At 64.5% G+C, this 18,217-nt stretch carries 18 protein-coding genes and 1 pseudogene; 10 read left to right on the top strand and 9 right to left on the bottom strand.

The window, feature by feature from the left end:
* Positions 1–16: 16 nt before the first annotated feature.
* Together tssB and ACOJB8_RS25450 are read right to left on the bottom strand one after the other, a co-directional pair.
* Positions 17–571: a type VI secretion system contractile sheath small subunit gene (gene tssB, locus ACOJB8_RS25445; RefSeq protein ID WP_342948797.1), complete on the bottom strand. Its 555-nt coding sequence runs from the start codon at positions 569–571 to the stop codon at positions 17–19.
* A gap of 60 nt (positions 572–631) precedes the next feature.
* Complete coding sequence (locus tag ACOJB8_RS25450; protein ID WP_368618861.1) at positions 632–1,324, bottom strand: tetratricopeptide repeat protein; 693 nt, start codon at positions 1,322–1,324, stop codon at positions 632–634.
* A gap of 354 nt (positions 1,325–1,678) precedes the next feature.
* On the opposite strand from ACOJB8_RS25450, the gene tssJ reads away from it, so the two are divergent.
* The 7 genes from tssJ to ACOJB8_RS25485 all read left to right on the top strand — a co-directional run bounded on the left by tssJ (position 1,679) and on the right by ACOJB8_RS25485 (position 8,437).
* The gene (gene tssJ, locus ACOJB8_RS25455; protein WP_342948796.1) at positions 1,679–2,293 is read left to right on the top strand and encodes a type VI secretion system lipoprotein TssJ; all 615 of its coding nucleotides are present in this window, start codon (positions 1,679–1,681) and stop codon (positions 2,291–2,293) included.
* A gap of 114 nt (positions 2,294–2,407) precedes the next feature.
* Positions 2,408–3,754 carry a type VI secretion system baseplate subunit TssK gene (gene tssK, locus ACOJB8_RS25460; protein ID WP_069266632.1) on the top strand — a complete coding sequence of 449 codons (1,347 nt, stop codon included), beginning with the start codon at positions 2,408–2,410 and terminating at the stop codon, positions 3,752–3,754.
* Positions 3,751–4,533, top strand: a complete 783-nt coding sequence (gene icmH, locus ACOJB8_RS25465) for a type IVB secretion system protein IcmH/DotU (protein ID WP_475014923.1) — start codon at positions 3,751–3,753, stop codon at positions 4,531–4,533. Before tssK ends, icmH begins: the two co-directional genes overlap by 4 nt.
* A gap of 234 nt (positions 4,534–4,767) precedes the next feature.
* Positions 4,768–5,853 (top strand): ABC transporter substrate-binding protein, encoded by a 1,086-nt coding sequence (locus ACOJB8_RS25470; RefSeq protein WP_475014925.1) that lies wholly within the window; start codon positions 4,768–4,770, stop codon positions 5,851–5,853.
* A 2-nt stretch (positions 5,854–5,855) separates the two neighbouring features.
* Complete coding sequence (locus tag ACOJB8_RS25475; protein WP_475014989.1) at positions 5,856–6,704, top strand: ABC transporter ATP-binding protein; 849 nt, start codon at positions 5,856–5,858, stop codon at positions 6,702–6,704.
* Positions 6,685–7,545 carry an ABC transporter permease gene (locus tag ACOJB8_RS25480; protein WP_475014927.1) on the top strand — a complete coding sequence of 287 codons (861 nt, stop codon included), beginning with the start codon at positions 6,685–6,687 and terminating at the stop codon, positions 7,543–7,545. Before ACOJB8_RS25475 ends, ACOJB8_RS25480 begins: the two co-directional genes overlap by 20 nt.
* Entirely contained in the window at positions 7,538–8,437 is a 900-nt protein-coding gene (locus ACOJB8_RS25485) for a type 2 periplasmic-binding domain-containing protein (protein WP_475014930.1), read from the top strand. Before ACOJB8_RS25480 ends, ACOJB8_RS25485 begins: the two co-directional genes overlap by 8 nt.
* 278 nt (positions 8,438–8,715) lie before the next feature.
* On the opposite strand, the gene ACOJB8_RS25490 is transcribed toward ACOJB8_RS25485, so the two are convergent.
* The 3 genes from ACOJB8_RS25490 to ACOJB8_RS25500 form a co-directional block, all read right to left on the bottom strand.
* Positions 8,716–9,228: a hypothetical protein gene (locus ACOJB8_RS25490; RefSeq protein WP_475014932.1), complete on the bottom strand. Its 513-nt coding sequence runs from the start codon at positions 9,226–9,228 to the stop codon at positions 8,716–8,718.
* A gap of 300 nt (positions 9,229–9,528) precedes the next feature.
* On the bottom strand, positions 9,529–10,089 hold the full coding sequence (locus ACOJB8_RS25495) for a hypothetical protein (protein ID WP_475014934.1): 561 nt from the start codon (positions 10,087–10,089) through the stop codon (positions 9,529–9,531).
* A gap of 265 nt (positions 10,090–10,354) precedes the next feature.
* Complete coding sequence (locus ACOJB8_RS25500) at positions 10,355–12,877, bottom strand: penicillin acylase family protein (RefSeq protein WP_342948790.1); 2,523 nt, start codon at positions 12,875–12,877, stop codon at positions 10,355–10,357.
* A gap of 232 nt (positions 12,878–13,109) precedes the next feature.
* Between ACOJB8_RS25500 and ACOJB8_RS25505 the strand changes: the two genes are divergently transcribed.
* Entirely contained in the window at positions 13,110–13,313 is a 204-nt protein-coding gene (locus tag ACOJB8_RS25505; protein ID WP_342948789.1) for a DUF3079 domain-containing protein, read from the top strand.
* Positions 13,314–13,334: 21 nt separating this feature from the next.
* On the opposite strand, the gene ACOJB8_RS25510 is transcribed toward ACOJB8_RS25505, so the two are convergent.
* Positions 13,335–14,114 (bottom strand): SDR family NAD(P)-dependent oxidoreductase, encoded by a 780-nt coding sequence (locus ACOJB8_RS25510; protein WP_342948788.1) that lies wholly within the window; start codon positions 14,112–14,114, stop codon positions 13,335–13,337.
* Between the two features lie 154 nt (positions 14,115–14,268).
* Between ACOJB8_RS25510 and ACOJB8_RS25515 the strand changes: the two genes are divergently transcribed.
* Positions 14,269–15,165: an AraC family transcriptional regulator gene (locus ACOJB8_RS25515; protein ID WP_475014937.1), complete on the top strand. Its 897-nt coding sequence runs from the start codon at positions 14,269–14,271 to the stop codon at positions 15,163–15,165.
* A 77-nt stretch (positions 15,166–15,242) separates the two neighbouring features.
* Here the strand turns inward: ACOJB8_RS25515 and ACOJB8_RS25520 are convergent, their stop codons facing one another.
* The gene (locus ACOJB8_RS25520; protein ID WP_069266641.1) at positions 15,243–16,022 is read right to left on the bottom strand and encodes an ABC transporter substrate-binding protein; all 780 of its coding nucleotides are present in this window, start codon (positions 16,020–16,022) and stop codon (positions 15,243–15,245) included.
* 645 nt (positions 16,023–16,667) lie between these two features.
* A pseudogene (locus ACOJB8_RS25525) lies at positions 16,668–16,811 on the bottom strand (GGDEF domain-containing protein); the annotation flags it as partial.
* A gap of 334 nt (positions 16,812–17,145) precedes the next feature.
* Between ACOJB8_RS25525 and ACOJB8_RS25530 the strand changes: the two are divergent.
* Complete coding sequence (locus ACOJB8_RS25530) at positions 17,146–17,610, top strand: LEA/WHy family protein (protein ID WP_475014940.1); 465 nt, start codon at positions 17,146–17,148, stop codon at positions 17,608–17,610.
* 46 nt (positions 17,611–17,656) lie between these two features.
* On the opposite strand, the gene ACOJB8_RS25535 is transcribed toward ACOJB8_RS25530, so the two are convergent.
* Entirely contained in the window at positions 17,657–17,905 is a 249-nt protein-coding gene (locus ACOJB8_RS25535; RefSeq protein WP_069266644.1) for a hypothetical protein, read from the bottom strand.
* Between the last annotated feature and the right edge of the window lie 312 nt (positions 17,906–18,217).

Consider the following 18,217-nt stretch of genomic DNA (forward strand, 5'->3'; position numbering starts at 1 on the left):
CGATCTCCCCTCGCGCTTATTGCTCGTTGCCGTCGCCGGATTCGTTGCGCTCGCCACGATCCGCTTCGCCAGCGCCGCCCGTGTTGCCCGCGAGCGCCTGCAATTGCTGCGTATTGGCCAGCACCTCGCTCAGCAGGTCTTCGAGCTTGTCGTTGCCGGCGAGCTTGTTGCGCAGGTCCGCGAGCTTCGAGCGCGCCTCGAGCAGACGACGCAGCGGCTCGACCTGCGCGACGACTTCGTCGGGATTGAAGTCGGCCATCGAACGGAAGCGCAAGTCCACGGCGAACTTGCCGCCCGCCTCGCTCAAGCGGTTCTCGACCTGGAACGCCGCGCGCGGTTCGATGCCCTTCATGACGTCGTCGAAATTGTCACGGTCGATATTGACGAACTTGCGGTCGCGCAGCCGCGGCTGTTCGACTTCCGACTGACCCGCGAGATCGCCCATCACGCCGACTACGAACGGCAGTTCCTTCACCTCAATCGCGTCGCCGAGTTCGACTTCGTACGTCAACTGGACGCGCGGCGGCCGCACTTTCTGCAAGCGCTTCTGAATACTTTCTTTCTTGGCCATCGAGGGCTCCCCTGTTCAAGTCGTTCAAGACCTGTTGTCAGCAATTCACCGCCGTGCGGTTCAGCGCAGTGCGCTGAACGGATCGGACGCACCACCGCTTGCCGCCGCTTTGGCCGGCGCCGCTTTGGCGGGCGCGGGCGCAGGAGCCGCAGCCGCGGGGGCTGCGGGCGCGGACGGTGCAGCCGGCGCGGCCTCGGCTGTTTCAACCGGCTTCGCCGCCGGCTTCTGCACATGGCGAACGATGCGGCGCTTCTTCGGCGCGGGCTTATCCGCCTGCTCGGGCGGGAACAGCGAATCCTCGCCGAGCGTGTCGCGCAACTGCTTCGCGAGCGCCTGCGCATCGGACTTCGCATCACCCTGTAGCGAGGCATCCTGGCGCAGTTCGCCAAGCGACTGCGTCGCGACGCGCAAACCGGCCACGGCCAGCACGCTCTTCGCGGCGCGGTCGGTCTGATCGCGCTGCAGCGCTTCCTGCGCCGCCACGATGGCTTGTCCATAGTGTTGCTGCTGGAACTGGATCTGCGCGATGCGCGACCACGGTTCTTCGCGCGTGGGATCCGCAGCGGCGAGTTTCTGGTAAAGCGCGATCGCGCGATCCTGATCGCCGCCCTTCGCCGCGGTATCGGCGTCGGCTAGCGCCTTGTTGAATGCGTCTGGCGATGCCGCGAGATTATGGTCCTGCGTAGCGCAGCCCGCGATTACCCCGCATGCCAGCACCACCCCGGAGAGCCTTGAAATGACCCGGTTTATCATTCTTTCACCAGCGTGTAATTATTAATTCGATGGGAGGGAACTAGAGTTTTGCTTTAGCTCTAGCGCGCGGGTATAGTACAGCCCAAATTTTGATAATTCAACTTCTTAATGTAATGCGCCGACACTAAATAGCTTCTTTGACACGGGGTTTACTGCCACAAGAAATTCACACAGGAAAGAATTTCTCACTCGTGCAATTGAAAACACGAGCGAGCCGGAAAAGTTTGCCGCATCACTTAATCAACCGCTTATCGGCGCCACGCGGGGTTAAACGCGTCTTTATGCGGATAGCATTATCCGGATCGCATATCACCACTTAACGGACCCCGGGCATTCACGCCTGGCCAACAAATAATGAATGCGCGTGTTATTCGTTTCGCATCGATCCTCATCGTCGCGGCGCAACTCGCCGGCTGCGCGGCGGCCGTACCGGCGCTCGGCAGTGCGGCGTCGGCCGCTTTGCAACTCGCGGGCATCGGCAAGCCCGACGTGCCGGACAGCCAGAAACCCCCGCGCGACCTCGGTATCACGCTGCTTGCCGCGCAAAACCTCAACGCGGCGACCGACCGCAAGCCGCTTGCGCTCGTCGTGCGGCTATACGTGCTGAAGGACCCTACGTCATTCCAGCAGGCGCCGTTCGATACGTTCACCGACCCCGCAAAAGAAAAGAGCGCGCTGGGCAGCGACTTGCTCGGCGTGCGCGAAGTGACGCTCATTCCGGGCCAGAGATATAACGCCACAGAAAAGGTTTCACGCGAGGCGCAAGCCTTCGGCATCGTCGCGCTATTCCGCGATCCGGCCATGCAGCGCTGGAAGTTCGCCTTCGATCCTGCGAAATCCGAGAAATCCGGCATAATGGTCGGCCTGCATAACTGCGCAATGACCGTCACGAGCGGCACGGTGATCTCGCCGGACCAGGGATTACCGCCGCAGCAGCTGAATCTGCTTTCGTCGGTGACTTGCGGGTGAATAAAGGGCAAAGCACCAGGCAGAGTAACGAGCAAGCGGGATATTTAACAATTTCAGTCCGCCGATCGCCGGCGCGAGCGGCACGGGCCGAATCACGCATATAGCCGATTTAACATGAGTTATTCCTCGAAAGTGCTTTGGGGAGAAGGCCTGTTCCTCAGGCCTCAGCACTTCCAGCGGCAGGACGCCTATCACGAAGCGCGCCTCTTCGAATCGATCCAGGCCATTGCGCCGTACAACTGGGGCGTGCGCACCGCGCGGCTCGACCACGACGCACTGGGCAGCAACATGCTGCGCATGAGCGAACTCGCGCTCGTGTTTCCGGACGGCACGCTCTACAGCGCGCCGCAGGCCGACGACCTGCCGCCGCCCGTGGCGCTCGACACGCTGCCCGAGGGCATCAACGAATTCACGTTCTACCTGGCGCTGCACCAGATGCGCGAAACCGGCACGAACTACGCGCCGGATCGCAACGACGGCTTCGTCACGCGTTACGTGAGCGAGCAGGCGAGCGTAGCCGATCACTACACGGACGCCGCGCAGGCCGACGTGACGTTCCTGAAAACGAACGTCAAGCTGATCGCGCACAGCGAGCCGCGCGATCAGTTGCTCTCGGTGCCCGTCGCACGCGTGCGGCGCACTGCGACTTCGGGATTCGAGGTCGACGAAAGCTTCGTGCCGCCGAGTCTCGCCATCGAAGCGTCGCCGCTCCTGCACCAGCGTCTGCGCCGCCTCATCGACGCGCTGCAGGCCAAGGTCAATGCGCTCTACGGCTTTCATCGCGAGCCGACCAAGAACATCATCGAGTTCCGTTCGGGCGACATCGCCTCGTTCTGGCTGCTGCATACGGCGAGCGGCGCGTTCGCCACGCTCGCACATCTCTATCAGCATGCGGCGCTTCACCCCGAGCGGCTCTTTCACGAGCTGCTGCGCCTCGCGGGCCAGCTCATGACGTTCTCCAAGGGCTACGCGCTGGCCGACCTGCCGGCGTACCGTCACGACGATCCCGGCCCCGGCTTTGCGCGCCTCGATACGATACTGCGCGACCTGCTCGAAACGGTGATCTCCACGCAATACTTCGCCATTGCGCTCGAAGAAGTGCGTCCGTCGTTCCATATCGGCCGGCTCGATTCGGGCAAGATCGACGACAAGACCACGTTCTATCTCGCGGTTTCGGCAGACATGCCCGCCGTCGACCTCGTCGAGGCCGTGCCGGCTCGCTTCAAGGTCGGCGCGCCCGACGACGTCGACAAGCTCGTGCTCTCGGCCATGCCGGGCGTGCGGCTCGTCTACACGCCCCAGGTGCCGCCCGCCATTCCCGTGCGGCCCGGCGCATGCTATTTCGCGTTCGAGGCGCGTAGCGCGCTTTATGAGCGCATGGTGCAGGCGCAGTCGGCCATGGTCTATGCGCCCTCGGGCATCAACGATCTCAAACTCGAACTGATCGCGGTGACGTCATGAGCAACGCCCCTTCCCTTTTCGGCGACGCGGCGCCGCCCGTGAATCACCCCGCGCCTGCCGCGGAGCCCGCTTACCAGGTGCGCTCGCTGCTCGATTTGCTCTACGACGGCTTCTTCATGCTGTTCCTGTTGAAGAACGGCCGCGAGCCCGGCGACGCCAGCGAATTCGGCGCGCGCGTGCAGCAGTTTCTGGGCGATTTCGAGCGCGGCGCGAAGAAGCTGAACGTCGCGGCCGAAGACGTGTACGCGGCCAAGTTCGCGTTCTGCGCCGCACTCGACGAATCGGTGCTGGCGTCGTCGTTCCGAATTCGCGCAGCGTGGGAACGCCGCCCCTTGCAGCTCGCGCTCTTTGGCGAGCAACTCGCGGGCGAGAAGTTCTTCCAGTATCTCGAGGAATGTCGCGCACAAGGCGCGCCGCGGCTGCAGTCGCTCGAGGTCTTCCATATGTGCCTGCTGCTCGGATTCCAGGGCAAGTACATTCTCGAAGGGCCGGAAAAGCTCGCCTATCTCACGGCGCGCCTGGGCGACGAGATCGCGCATATCAAGGGCAAGCGCGCGGCCTTCGCGCCGCATTGGCCGCTGCCCGATCAGGTTGCGCACCGCCTCAAACGCGAGGTGCCGCTGTGGTCCATCGGCGCGGTGTTCGCGCTGGTGGGTCTGCTCGCCTGGCTCGGCCTCAGCACCTGGCTGCGCGACAACACGGTGCACATGCTCGCCCCGTATACGCAACTCATCAAGCTCGGGCCGCAATCGGCAAATTTGACGATCTCGCTGCCTTGAGCGTTCGAAAGGGGCGTGGCGTGCGGCCCGCCCCTTTCGCACCCAATCAACGCAAAAAGCAAAACCACCGCCGCAGCGGATATTTCGAAGCAACTGCAGAGTAGCCGGATTGACGCATTGTCGATACGAACAACTAAGCAAATCATAATTCGTTGGTTTGCCTGGAATCGTTGCAGATCGACAATCATCGAGCATCGTCAATCCACTACCCTGCTCGTTGCCGAGTCTCCGCTCATGAAGGCGTTCTCCCCGAAAATCCGTCGGCGCTCCGCCGGAACCGTTCTGCTTGCCGCGTGCGCCGCTGCGGTCCTGGTACTCCAGGGCGGTTGCAAGCCGCATGGGGAGCAGGCGCAAGACGCGTCTGTCACGACCCGACAGGCGCCGGCGCAGCAGCAAATCACCTACTTCAAGTACCCCGACAATCCCGCGTTCGACCTGGTCTATCTCGCCGACAAGCTCGGCTACTTCGACAACACGAGCACGCGGCCCAAATATGTCGGCAAGATTTCCGCGCCGCAGATCATTCCGCTCGTGGGCACCGGCGATATCGATTTCGGCACGCGCATGGTGCCGCTCGTCATCTCCGCGATTGCCAGCGGCGCCGATATCAAGGTCATTTCCGCAGGCGGCGAAACACTGCCCGACGCGCCGCACATGAAGTATTTCGTGCGCAAGGATTCGGGCATTCTCGGTCCGAAGGACTTCGAAGGCAAAACGGTAGCGTTCAATAGCTTCGGCGCGTGCGCGGAGTTCGTGACCAAAAAGTATCTGGCGCAACACGGTGTGAATGTATCGAAGGTGAACTGGCTCGTCGTGCCCGACAATCAGTCCGAGCAGGCGCTCGTCACGAAGAACGTGGATGTCGCGATCATTCATCCGCCCTTTTCCGGCTCGGCGGAGGCCGATCCGCAACTGCGCAAGCTGTGGAGCGACTGGGACGAGGATCACGGCCTTGGCGGCATGGCGCCCTATAGCGTGAACGGCGCGTTCGCCCGTGCCCACCCGCAGGCGGTGCGCGACTTCGTCACGGCCATCGCGAAGGCGGGCAACTGGGTCAATGCGCATCCCGACGAAGCGCGCAAGCTGACGGCCGAGCGGCTCGGCATCGACGTTCGGCTCGTGGAGCGGTATGCCTACGTGAAGGATCTCGTGGTCACGGAGCCGCCCATCCAGTACTACATCGATATCCTCGAAACGGCCGGCAAGATTCCGAAAGGCAAGGTCAACGTCAAGGATGTCTACACGAACGACTTCAATCCGTTCGCGAAGCACGAGGCCCAGGCCAGCGCGACGATTTTGCCGAACGGAACACGCTCGTGAGCATGGCAACTGCGCTACGCGAGAAGATCGTCGCGCGCGATCTCTCCCTCACCTATAGCAACGCGCAAACGGACACGCACCATACGGTCCTCAAACGCTTCGATCTCGCCGTACGCGAAGGCGAATTCATGGCGCTTTTGGGCCCGAGCGGCTGCGGCAAGTCGACCTTCCTCAACGTGCTCGCCGGCCTCACGCTGCCAACCTCGGGCGATATTCGCGTGGACGGCGACCCCGTGAGCGCCGTGCGGCAAAAGCTCGGCTTCGTGTTTCAGGGCTACGCGCTCTTTCCGTGGCGCACCGTGCGCAAGAACGTGGAGGCGGGACTCGAAATTCGCGGCATGAAACGCGTCGAGCGGCGCAGCGAGGCCGAACGCTTCTTGCGCCTCGTGGGCCTGCTGGAATTCGCGGATCACTATCCGCATCAGCTTTCCGGCGGCATGCGCCAGCGCGTGGCCATCGCGCGTGCGCTCGCTTATGGCCCCGAGATCCTGCTGATGGACGAGCCGTTCGGCGCGCTCGACGCACAGACGCGCGAATTGCTTCAGCAGGAACTGCTCGCGATCTGGGAGCAAAGCGCCACGACCGTCGTGTTCGTCACGCACAGCATCGACGAGGCGATCTTTCTCTCCGATCGCATCGCCATTCTTGGGCGCGGCCCCGGACGCGTGAAAGAGATCATCGACGTCGACCTGCCGCGCCCGCGCGACGCCGCGCTGCGTCACTCGGCGGCGTTCGTCGCGCTGCGTCAGCGCGCATGGGCGAGCCTCAGCACGGAACTCGACACGCGACTCGACGCACAGCCGCAAACCCATGCATTGACGGGAGCCGATCATGTCCGATTCGATGTCTGACCCGATGTCCAACCCGGGCGCGGTCCGCGAATCCTCGCACAGCGTTCAGCGCGCGCGCACAGCTTCATCTTTCGCGCGCCTATACGTAGGCGTGGAGCGCTCCCTCGCGCTCGCCGCCTTCCTCCTGTTGTGGGAGTTGCTGCCCCGACTCGGCGTGGTCAACGCGGCTTACCTGAGCCCGCCTACACAAGTCGCCCTCGCCATCGCGCGGCTCTTCGAAAACGGCGACGCGTGGACCCATATCGGTGCGAGCGCCGTGCGCTCCATCAGCGGTTTGCTGCTTGCCGTGGCCGGTGGCATTGCATTCGGCTTCCTGCTGGGATGGTTCAAGCGCGTCGAGCGCGTCGTCGATCCTGTCTTTCAACTGCTGCGGCAGGTGTCGGCGTTTGCGCTCTTTCCTGTTTTCATGTTGTTTCTCGGCATCGGCGAGTCGTCGAAGATCGCCATTGTCGTGTGGGCCGCGTTCTGGCCGGTGCTGCTCAACACCATTGCGGGCGTGAAACAGGTCGAGCGCGTGCTGATCGACTGCGCGCGCTCGATGGGCGCCTCGCAGCGCTTTATCGCGACGAAGGTCGTGCTGCCGGCTGCGTTGCCGCAGATCCTCACAGGCGTGCGTCTGGCGGGCGCCTACAGCATTACGGCGCTGGTGGCGGCGGAAATGATCGGGGCACGTTCGGGGCTCGGCTTCTATACGCTCAATTCGCAGGAGACGTTTCAGATTCCCGATATGTACGCGGGTATCGTGCTGCTCGCCATATTTGGACTGCTGATCAATCAGGGCCTGTCGATACTCGAACGGCAACTGCTGCGCTGGCGCGTCGGACTCGCGCAGAATGGCTAGGAACGCTGAGCTCGACGCTTCGGCAATTCCGCGGCGCCTGCGCTGGCCCGCCACCGCGCTAACGGCCATGTTCGCAGCGCTCGCATTACTCGCGCTGCTCGCGTGGGCGCTGAACCGCGAGTTGCCACGCGCCCTTCCCGAAAGCGACCTGCCTTTCGCACCCGCGGCAGCACGCGGCGTGCTGATCGTGGCGGTGCCCCCGCGCCCCGCGCCTGCGCTTTATGTCGGCAAGGTCGACCGCGCGCTGCGCTCGCCCGACCCGTTCGCGGCGGCGCTCGCTTCGGACCTCGCTCGCCGCGCAGGGCTGCCTGTGCAGTTCCTGCTGGCCCAACCGGCCGCCGCGCGTGCCGCGCTGCAGGCGGGCAAAGCCGATGCCGCCATTGCCGGCCTGGACTTCTCGCCCGACGCGCGAGTCGCGTTCGCACCGGCTTCGTATTCGAGCGGCCGTGGCATGGCGCTCGTGCTGGATCATGGCAACGTGCGGACATGGCGAGACCTGAACGGCCGCGCGATTTGCGCATCGCAGGGCAACCCTTATGCACGGCGCGCAGCGCGCGAGTACCACGCGAACCTGCGCGGATTCGACCGGCCGCTCGATGCGCTGCTGGCGTTCCAGGCGGGCGATTGCGCCGCCCTTGTCGACGACGAATTCGTGATCGAGGCGCTGCTCAAGCAGGCGGACTGGTCCTACTATCGCCCGCTACCCGGAACCATCGCTGCGCAGGCGGCGTTCATCGCCACGCGCGCGGGCGACGCGGCAAGCGCGGTCTTTGTCGGCAATACGGTGGCGCAGTGGCAACGTAGCCGCTGGCTGGCGACCGTGCGCAGGGATCAGGCAATCAGCCTCGCGTTCGACATGTTCAACGCGGAAAACGACCTGTACTGCCACTAGCTGCGCCGCCTGAGTTCTGCCACGCGCAGCTGATAGCTTTTCAACAGGCACGCCTTGTCGCCGCACGCATTGCGCGAGTTTCGAAGCCATGCCCTTGCTCTGCCCTTAGCCGGTAACGAAAGCGGCGCTCGCGCAAAGCTTCAGTAGATATTGAACTCCATGGCGCGCAAGACGCCAGGCAGCACGAGTGGCGCAGCCGATAGCCACGCACGCGCGAGGCGGTGCAGAGTCGTCGAATCCTGGGCGTTACGCACACACGCCTCTAAACGGAACCCGGTCTAGAACCCGCGCCTCAGGTTCCGGTCGCGCATTGGGTCGGGCGTCTTCTGCGTGAGCCGCAAGATGCCCTGATCGTCGAAGTAGAAGTGAAACATCATGTAGTCGATGTTGTTCGCGATGTAGCGGTAGGACCAGACTTCCCGCTGCATGCGCGAAAAGTAGGCCGTCTCCGCGGGCCGGCCGAAATTGATCAGGACATCGTTGCGTGTCCACTCGTTGACTTTCGCCCGATAGAACTCGCTCTCCTGCATGACCTGACGCACACTCACGACCTTCCCGCTCGCGTCGATGTCGGCGACGGTGTTCGTCGACCCCATCGGCTGGGTCGGCCACATGAGACGTTTGCCGCCGTCCGGCAGGTTATAGGTTTCGCGCGGCGGCCCGAGACGCGCGATCAACGCAGACTGGTCGCTGCCCGGTTCGATGCTTTGCCACGGCTGGGCGCAACCGGCCGCGAGCAGCACCGCGGCGGCGAGCCACGCGCGCTTCACGAAACTGGACAGAGTCCCCATTCACGCACCCCTGAGTAGCGAATCTGGCGAGCAACACACGCAGATCATGGCGGCCGTGGCGGATGCGGACAATCAGACCTTGGTCCTACCGGCAAAAGCCGGCGCTCCGCGGAGGCCGGCCACGGCGTGTGCAATACTGGTGCAGCATGGTTGCACGCCCCGAACGGGTTGCCAGCGGCGTTTACACGCGACCTCTGCTTTCGGGGCGATCGCGTGGAAGCGATCTGGCCAGTCGACGCACGCGGTCTTTCCCGATGACGCTCCGATGCCGCAACGATCGCTGCGGCATCGGCTTTTACGTCAAGCGCCCGCAAATCTGGAAACCGACACCGCCTGCTGCAACTGCGCCGCCTGATCGGCCATCGAGCTTGCCGCGGCAGCCGCCTGCTCGACCAAGGCCGCGTTTTGCTGCGTGACCTGGTCCATTTGCGCGACCGCGCGAATGTCGGCGACGATGCCGGTTAGCTGCGCACGCATCTCGCCGAGCGCGTACAGCAGGCTGCTCGTATCGCCAGCATGCGTTGCTATGGATACCGAAAGATCGCCAGCCGCGATACGGCCCGCGATTTCCATGGCGTGAGCCGGCTCGCAGCCCAGCTGGCGCGAAAGCCGCTGCGAAATCAACCAGGCCAGCAATGCGCCTGTCGCGACCGCACCGAGCAGCATCGCCACGATGAGGGTGCGCAAATGCTGGAATTGCACCGTGGCTTCGGTCTGCGCACTCTTGGCCTCGCGTTGCAGCGAATCGATCAGCGCGGCGACGCTGTCTCCCAACGCGACACTCGCCGCAATGGCGCGGCGTACGAGTTCGGCGTTGTCCACACCTGCCGGCACGGGCGCGAAACCGATCTGCTGATGCATGCTGTCAGCAGCTTTTTGAGCACCGTCATGCGATCGAGCCATCTCATGGCTGTCCCTTTATTCGATTCCGTTTTATATGTATCACGGCGAGCGAAAGCCTCGACGCAAGCGCGCCAAGCTTGATGCAATCCCCCCACCAAGGGCAGGAGGGCAACGGATATAGGGAGAATCAGCCAGCGCTTCTAGCGGTGTCAGCGGAGTTCTGCTAACCCGCCGCGCGCGCCGCATTTCGAGGGGGACGTGACATCCATGACGCTGAGAGCCCTCAGTTTCCAGCCTGCTGCGCGCTGGCCGGTACGAGCTTCAGCGTATGCACCAGTGCGCCCGGCAGGAACGGCGCCGCGTCGCCATGCACCCACGTTTCATGCCCCGCGAGGAAAAACGGCGACATGGGATTGCCCGATTGGCCGCCCGGCATCTCGAGGATGCCGTCCTGTTCGCGCCCCGGCGACACCGCGAAACGCTCGGACGCGCCGAATGCCCGGGCCTGCACGCGCGGCATGTTGATGTCGCCCGGGAGCGGGTCGTGCGGCGCGCTGAGCCAGCCGCGAACCCACGGCAGCCATGCCGGCACCATGCGCGCGAACGGATGCGCAATGGTCGAGCGGTTGCGCTCGCCCCAGCGCGCCTCTTCGAGCGTGGTGCCCTTGGGCAACCGGGCGATCGTGTGATCGATGCGGTCCAGCATGAACGCGCGCCAGTCCGCGAAGCCTCCCGGTATCCACGCGCGATGGTCGGCCAGCGTCTCCATCGTCGCTTCGTAACGCGAGTTCGCCGCGCGATAGCTGAGGTCCGGCGCAATCGCGGCCATCTGCTTGTCAAGTACCCCGAACCATGCTTCGTAGAGCGAGTCGTAGAACGCGCGCACCAGCCGGTAGCCGACAGCATTCACATCGGCGCGGCCATCCCACGCCTGAACGAGGCGCTGGAATTCGGCGCGTTGAGGATGGCCGTCGAGCGCGCGTGCATCGAGCGCGTCGAGCGCCACGCGTCGCCAGTACTCGATCCAGAACGCGCGATCGTCGGTCTGCACCGCGAGCATGTCGCGCTCGCTCGCGTGCGGCAGCGCGAGCAGGTCGTTGCGAATCTGCGTGGCGCGCGCGCCGAGATCGGTGCCGGCATCGCCGATTCGCGCCACATCTTCCATCGGCAGGGTGCGGTTATTCGCGGTCCAGATGCGGCCGGCCGGCGGATCGACGCGCACGGGATACGCATCGGGCGTCCGATACCCTTGCCAGCCGGCGTACGTCCCGGAGAGGTACGGCATGCTCGCGAGCGCTGCCGCCTGACCGTCCACTTCAGCGTCCGCATTGGCATCCGCGAAGCGCGGCAGCGGCCCGGCGAGCGTCCAGCCGATATGGCCTTGCGCGTCGGCCACCATGAAGTTCTGCGTCGGCATCCCGAAGGTCTGCGCGGCATGCAACGCGTCGGCGACGTTCGTGATGCCTTCGAGCCGCATGAAGTTCATGTTGGTCGCCTGCGGATCGTGCGCGACCCAATGCAATGCATACGCGCGCTCGCCGGCCACAATCTGCGGCCCCCAGCGCGTTTGTACGACCGGCAGATCGACGCTCGCGCCGCCGTTCACGTCGAGCCGCTCGTGGATCACCTGCGCGCGCTCCCATCCGCCGTTCGGGACGCGGTAGCGCAGTGGATCGGCCGGATCGCGTTGAAGTTCGACCAGATCGACGAAGCGCCCATAGCTGTTCGTGAAGCCCCACACAATATGGCCGTTGCTGCCGGCCACGACGAACGGTGTACCCGGCAAGCTGACGCCCGTGATGCGCCGCACGCCGCCTTCGGGCGCAGGATAGACGAGCGAGATCCGGTACCAGATGTTCGGCAACGACAGGCCGAGGTGCATGTCGCTCGCGAGCAGCGCGCCGCCGTGTGCGCTGTGCGCGCCGTCGACCGCGAAACCGTTGCTGCCGACCATCGAATCGACCGCGCTCCCGCCGCCCGCGAAGCCGCTAACGAAACCAGGCAGGCCGGCGACAAGTACGTTGGCCTCCGGTTCGGCATCGACGGCGGACCGCGTTGACGGGAGCCATGACGGCGGCGCGGCGGGCAGCGCCGCCGGCGGCTGCGCCAATGGGCGCTGCCCGTCGAGCGGGGCGTCCCAGTGGCTCGTCTCAGGCAGCAGGAACGCAAGCAGATCGGCCGGCACGCGCTCGCGCAACGCCGCACGAGAGAGTACGCGCCTCACCTGGTCATACTGAAGATCGAAGTACATCGCGTAGACCGCGAGCACTGTGTCTTCGGGACGCCACGGCGCCGGTTGCGCGCGCAACAGCCAGTATTCGAACGGCCGCGCGCGAAGCGAGCGCAGGCCGTCGTTGACACCCGCCGTGTAGCGCTCGATCAACTCCCGCTGATCGGCGGAGAGCGCGGCGAGCGCCGCCTGCGCGTGCTCGCGAAAGCGCAAGGGCCGGTCGCGTCGGTCCAGCGGCAGCGCCGCCGGGCCGATGAGTGACGCCATTTCGCCAGCGGCGACCCGGCGCAGCAAATCCATCTGGAAGAAGCGGTCCTGCGCGTGAAGGAAACCGCTCGCATACGCAACGTCGCCACGCGTGCCGCCCTGTACCGTCGGCACGCCGAGCGCATCGCGCCCGATCGTTACCGGTGCGGAGAGCGGCACGGCACGCGTGCCGTCCAGCTGTGGCAAGCTGCCGCGCAATGCCAGCCAGCCCGCCAGCACCATGGCAGCCAGGACGATGACGACGGCACACAGCAAAATCAGCGGCCACGCACGGCGCCGCTTTGGCGGGAAAGGACTCGAACGGGTCATGGAGGAGCACGCAGGTCGTTGTGTTCAGCGCTTCCAGGCGCGGCGACCGGATCGGCCGGACGCCGTACGACCATAGCATGACCCTGTGGCAACAACACGCAGGGAGAGCGACGCGGCCTTCTACCTCTTCACCGCCCTTCCTGGGCGCGGCAGTCTGCCATCTGCCACCGTGCCGCGGAAAGAACACAATCTCGATATTGCGTTCCGTCCGAGATCGCGCGTGGGCGACATCATGGCAAAGAAGTTTCCGATTCACCCGCTGCGCCCCGAGCGCCTGTGCTGGGGCTGCGACCACTACTGCCCGGCCAACGACATGCGATGCGGCAACGGCCAGAGCCGCACGCAGCATCCGGCCGAACTGCTCGGCGACGACTGGCTCGAACAGGGCGACTGGGGTATCGAAGTCGACGCGTCCGGCAAAAGCGTCACGCCTTAACGCGCGAAATCAACCGCGCAATCAGATATGAATGCCGCCAGCCACCTCGATGCGTTGCGCGTTCACCCAGCCAAAGTCATCCGATAGTAGACCGGCAATCACGGGCCCCACGTCCGTCGGTAATCCCACGCGGCCCAGCGCGGTATGTTCCGCCACTGCCTTGTTGACCTCAGGATTGTCCCGCACGATACCGCCGCTGAAGTCGGTGGCAATGGCGCCCGGCGCCACGACGTTGACCGCGATCCTGCGCGGCGCGAGTTCGAGCGCCATATAGCGCGTGAGCGCTTCGACAGCCGCCTTCATCGGGCCATAAATCGAGCGGCCCGGGTACGCGAAGCGCGCAAGGCCCGAAGAGATGTTCACAATCCGGCCGCCGTCATGAATGAGCGGCAGCAGCTTTTGCGTCAGCAGGAACGGCCCCTTGAAATGCACCGCGAACTGCGCGTCGAGCTCCGCTTCGGTGCCCGCTGCGAGCGTGGCCGTCGATGAGATACCGGCGTTGTTCACCAGATAATCGAAGCCCGTTGCATTGAGCGTCCCAAGCGCCTCTCGCAGGCGCGCGACGAAGTCGTCGAACGCGCCCGAATTCGCGATATTCAACTGCAGGGCAATCGCCCGGCCGCCCGCTTGCGCGATCTCGGCAGAGACCTTCTCCGCCTCGTCTCGATTGGTGTTGTAGGTGAAAACCGTGTGGACGCCGCGGCTTGCCAGCCGCAGCACCGTGTCGCGACCGATCCCACGGCTGCCTCCGGTGACGACTGCGATTTTCGGGCCCGACTGACTGCCGTTGTTCGTTGCCATTTGGCACCTCTCGCTGGGTTGGATAGCGTCGATTCTGCGCCTGACGCGACCGGCGAGTGAATACCCGAATCTCCCCGATTCTTGCCTAATCCTGCTTCGCTGACTAAGATGGACCGTCGCGCACTTTCCGTCGCGCGTTTCTTATCCAGCCCCCATGACAAACGATCTGGCCGCCGCCCTGCTGCGCTACACGCAAACACAGCCGGGCACGAGCCCATACAGCACCGCTGTCGACGGACTGCTCATCCTGCGCTCCGACCATCCCGCGCCGCCCACGTTTCGCTCGGCGCGGCCGGCTTTGTGCATCGTCGCCCAGGGCGCCAAATGGGCCAGTTTTGGCGGGGAACAACTGGAGTATCGCGCCGGTCAAGCGCTCGTGGTCGGCGTGGAAACGCCGTCGCGGGGCCGCGTGTTCGAGGCGAGCCCGGACAAGCCTTGCCTGGTTCTGATTCTCGAGCTGGACCTGGCCATGTTGCGCGCCGTGGCAAAGGAGATATCGCCTGCGCCCGTGCCGGCGGCGGACGCAAGCCGCGGCGTGTTCGTCGCGAACTTCGACGGCCCCCTCGCCGATTGCGCGCTGCGTGCCGTGCGCCTGCTGGACACGCCGGACGCCATCGGCATGCTGTATCCCATGCTGATGCGCGAGATCTGCTACTGGTTGCTAAGCGGTCCGAACGGTTCGGAAATCGCGAGGCTGGCGTCGACGGAAAGCCCTTCTCACAGCCTGCTGCGCGCGGTGGAAAACTTGCGTGTGCGGTTTGCCGAACCCGTGCGGGTGGAAGACCTGGCGGCAGTCGCCCAGCTCAGCGCTTCGGCGTTCCACCGGCAGTTCAAGGCGCTGACCGGGCTGCCGCCCCTTCAGTACCAGAAGCAGTTGCGGCTGCTGGAAGCGCGCAGACTGCTGCTTTCGCTGTCGATGAGCGTACAGGCCGCCGCCTTCGAAGTGGGATACGAGAGCGCCTCGCAGTTCAGCCGCGAATACACGCGAATGTTCGGGGCGCCACCGAAAAAAGACTCGACTCAAGCGAAGACACTGCGCGAGGCCGCGTAGCACGCTCCGCTGACACGCGGCGCGAGAGCGGTGCATCCGCTCTCGCGCCGTGCACATGTCACGCTGGACGCGTCACATCACTTGCCATACACGTCGAAGTCGAAGTACTTCTTCTCGATCTTCTTGTACGTACCGTCCTTGATGATGCTGGCGATCGCGCCGTCGATCTTCGTCTTGAGCGCGGCGTCTTCCTTGCGCAGGCCGATGCCGGCGCCGTTGCCGAGCGTTGCCGGATCGTCGAGGTCGCCGCCCGCGAAGCTGTAGCCCTTGCCGCGCGGCGTCTTCAGGAAGCCCACGTCGGCCTGCACGGCGTCTTGCAGCGCGGCGTCCACGCGGCCGGCCAGCAGGTCCTGATAAACCTGGTCCTGGTTCTGGTAAGGCACGACCTCAACGCCTGCCGTTGCCCAATGCGCCTTTGCGTAGGCCTCCTGAATCGTGCCCTGCTCCACGCCCACGCGCTTACCCTTGAGCGATTCGGCGGTCGGCATGATGCCCGAACCCGTCTTGGCGACGAGACGCGTCGGCGTGTTGAACAGCTTGTCCGAGAACGCGATCTGCTCTTTGCGCGCCGGGGTCATGGACATCGACGAAAGCACGCCGTCGAACTTGCGCGCCTTCAGCGCCGGGATCATGCCGTCGAAGTCGTTCTCGATCCAGACACATTTGGCATTCAGACGGTGGCAGATCTCGTTGCCGAGATCGATGTCGAAGCCGACCAGTTTGCCGTCCGGCGCTTTCGATTCGAACGGCGGATAGCTTGCATCGACACCGAAGCGAATGGTGTCCGCCGCAAAGGCGCCGACGCTGGCCGTGGAGGCGATCAAGGCAATAGATACGGCTGCAAACAACTTTTTCATGGGATCCCCTCGGTTCTGGATATCAAGGTGGTCAAGAACATAAACACCGCCCGCATGGTTGCGGCGCGGACATTCCCTCGCGGCGCACGCCGCAAACGTGATCGACGCTGCGGGTGCACCTGCGCCCGGCAAGGTAGCAGTCCAGAATACGCGCGTCGAGTCGTCAAAAACAGGCGGAAACACCTATGGCAGGGAAGACCCTAAAGGGGGTTGAAAGCGGCAGCCGAAGACTTACCCGAATGTCCAGTTGCTCTTGCCGGCGCGAGCCGCGCGCCGCAAGCGCTTGACGCGATACATTTCGTGGTCCGCCTGTCGAGCGCCGCGCGCGCCGGTTGGGCAGTTCCGTCATGTCGTCGATCAGGGCGCGTTGTGCGAGATGTTCCGGCTGATGGCGCATAGCGTACCGATGACGGCGCCGCCTTGCGCGCAGACCGGTGCGCTCGCATAGGTGCAAATCCCGAGTTCGGAGGCCGCCCGCGAATCGCCCCAGATATCCTTGACGTTGCTGACCACGCGCCGCCCGCTTTCCAGACTGCGCTTGCAGAGGGTGTCGAACCGCTGAACCTGCGGGCCCTCCATGATCTGCACGTCGCCGTCGTTGCGCGAATAGAGGACGGTCTGCACCTCGCGGCTGAAGTCGACCGAGGCGCCCGTCAGTTCGTCGATCGTCGCGAGTTTTTCCATGCGCCCAGGTATCCGATCGTGAGCGAGCATCACCATGCCGATAGACATGCAAGGCAACGTGACGATCGCAAGGCCGAGCAGCACCACGTTCCAGGGCGACGGCTGCACCGCCACACGGCACGCATGCCGAAAACTTGGCGCGTGCCCTGCACGAGCAGCACGACGACCAGCGAAAGCAGATTGAAAGAATCCAGGCCGCGTGTGGCGCACATCGCTTAAGCGTCGGGGACGTATCGTATCCGAGGTTTGGCCCGAATCCATGCAATCCGGATCGATCCGGTCGACTTCGCCCGCTCGAACACGCGAATCGAAACTCGGGGGCCGGCAACAGTCGGGCGCATAGCGCGAAATCCGCGAAGGATCGACGCTACACTAAGCGGCACCCGCGGACTCTCCAGACGAGGTACTCGCCATGCCAGCACCTGACGTCAGGCGCTCAATGCGACTTGTTTGCGCCTTGCTTTGTGTGCTGTTCTGGCTTGGCGGCTGCGCGGGGTTGACGGGAGACCCGCTGCGGGTCAACGTGGCGGGGCTGGAGCCACTCCAGGGCGAGGGGATGGAAATGCGCTTCAACGTGAAGTTGCGCATCCAGAATCCCAACGACACGCCGGTCGAATTTAGCGGCGTGTCACTGCAACTGGACCTGAACGGTCAATCGTTCGCGAGCGGCGTAAGCGATCAAAGCGGCGTCGTGCCGCGCTTCGGCGAAGCGGTGATCTTCGTGCCGCTAACCGTGCCGGCACTCTCCGCCGTCCGGCAGGCTTTCGCCTTTGCGGGCAGCGCACAGGCCGGCAACATTCCCTACGAAATACGCGGGCGCCTGGCGGGCGGCATCGGCGGCGGCACACGCTTCGTCGATCACGGCAACCTGTCGCTGCCAACGCAGGGCCTGTTCGGCCCGTGAACGGCGCCAGCGCGCCGGCCGGGCGTGTCGCAGCTTGCTTCGGCGCTCAAACGTCACGGCCCTCGACGCCGAGCGCCGGACGCGCTTCGTCCGGCGGAAAGATGTACCAGCTGCCGTCGTCGTGACGAAAGAAGAACATGCCCGATTCGCCGACGGCGCCGACCGCGCTGACATAGACGCACGACCGATGCTTCCTCGCACCCTGCGCAACACGCGTCACATGCACTTGCGTGTCCGGCCGCAAGAAGAGCCATTTATCGGCCATCGCTCGCAATGAGCGTGATTTCCTGCGCATCGTCGTTTCCCTCCCAACTCACTCCGATGTTCCAACCCGCGGCATCCCCATTGATACAGCGCATCGGGCATGCCGGCATGCTCAGCCAATCGGACTTCGGATACCTTTAAATTCGCATCGCATGTTCCTGCGCCCCGCGCTATTCAGGCATCGAAATAAGTCAGGCCCAACGTGTCTTTCACCTCGGAAAGCGTCGCCCCGGCGTGCAGCGCAACGCGCAGGCCGGCTTCGATCGGCATCTCGCCAGGCCTACCGGCCTTGATTAGCTCACCGCCGCGCTGATGCTTGCGCGCGAGCGCTGATTCGCCCGTG

The organism is Paraburkholderia sp. BR10141, from assembly GCF_056155635.1.

Bases quoted from the DNA above. Each gene is read 5' to 3' on its own strand.
- tssB (WP_342948797.1), bottom strand. From the start codon at position 571: ATGGCCAAGAAAGAAAGTATTCAGAAGCGCTTGCAGAAAGTGCGGCCG.
- ACOJB8_RS25450 (WP_368618861.1), bottom strand. From the start codon at position 1,324: ATGATAAACCGGGTCATTTCAAGGCTCTCCGGGGTGGTGCTGGCATGC.
- tssJ (WP_342948796.1), top strand. From the start codon at position 1,679: ATGAATGCGCGTGTTATTCGTTTCGCATCGATCCTCATCGTCGCGGCG.
- tssK (WP_069266632.1), top strand. From the start codon at position 2,408: ATGAGTTATTCCTCGAAAGTGCTTTGGGGAGAAGGCCTGTTCCTCAGG.
- icmH (WP_475014923.1), top strand. From the start codon at position 3,751: ATGAGCAACGCCCCTTCCCTTTTCGGCGACGCGGCGCCGCCCGTGAAT.
- ACOJB8_RS25470 (WP_475014925.1), top strand. From the start codon at position 4,768: ATGAAGGCGTTCTCCCCGAAAATCCGTCGGCGCTCCGCCGGAACCGTT.
- ACOJB8_RS25475 (WP_475014989.1), top strand. From the start codon at position 5,856: ATGGCAACTGCGCTACGCGAGAAGATCGTCGCGCGCGATCTCTCCCTC.
- ACOJB8_RS25480 (WP_475014927.1), top strand. From the start codon at position 6,685: ATGTCCGATTCGATGTCTGACCCGATGTCCAACCCGGGCGCGGTCCGC.
- ACOJB8_RS25485 (WP_475014930.1), top strand. From the start codon at position 7,538: ATGGCTAGGAACGCTGAGCTCGACGCTTCGGCAATTCCGCGGCGCCTG.
- ACOJB8_RS25490 (WP_475014932.1), bottom strand. From the start codon at position 9,228: ATGGGGACTCTGTCCAGTTTCGTGAAGCGCGCGTGGCTCGCCGCCGCG.
- ACOJB8_RS25495 (WP_475014934.1), bottom strand. From the start codon at position 10,089: ATGCATCAGCAGATCGGTTTCGCGCCCGTGCCGGCAGGTGTGGACAAC.
- ACOJB8_RS25500 (WP_342948790.1), bottom strand. From the start codon at position 12,877: ATGACCCGTTCGAGTCCTTTCCCGCCAAAGCGGCGCCGTGCGTGGCCG.
- ACOJB8_RS25505 (WP_342948789.1), top strand. From the start codon at position 13,110: ATGGCAAAGAAGTTTCCGATTCACCCGCTGCGCCCCGAGCGCCTGTGC.
- ACOJB8_RS25510 (WP_342948788.1), bottom strand. From the start codon at position 14,114: ATGGCAACGAACAACGGCAGTCAGTCGGGCCCGAAAATCGCAGTCGTC.
- ACOJB8_RS25515 (WP_475014937.1), top strand. From the start codon at position 14,269: ATGACAAACGATCTGGCCGCCGCCCTGCTGCGCTACACGCAAACACAG.
- ACOJB8_RS25520 (WP_069266641.1), bottom strand. From the start codon at position 16,022: ATGAAAAAGTTGTTTGCAGCCGTATCTATTGCCTTGATCGCCTCCACG.
- ACOJB8_RS25530 (WP_475014940.1), top strand. From the start codon at position 17,146: ATGCGACTTGTTTGCGCCTTGCTTTGTGTGCTGTTCTGGCTTGGCGGC.
- ACOJB8_RS25535 (WP_069266644.1), bottom strand. From the start codon at position 17,905: ATGCGCAGGAAATCACGCTCATTGCGAGCGATGGCCGATAAATGGCTC.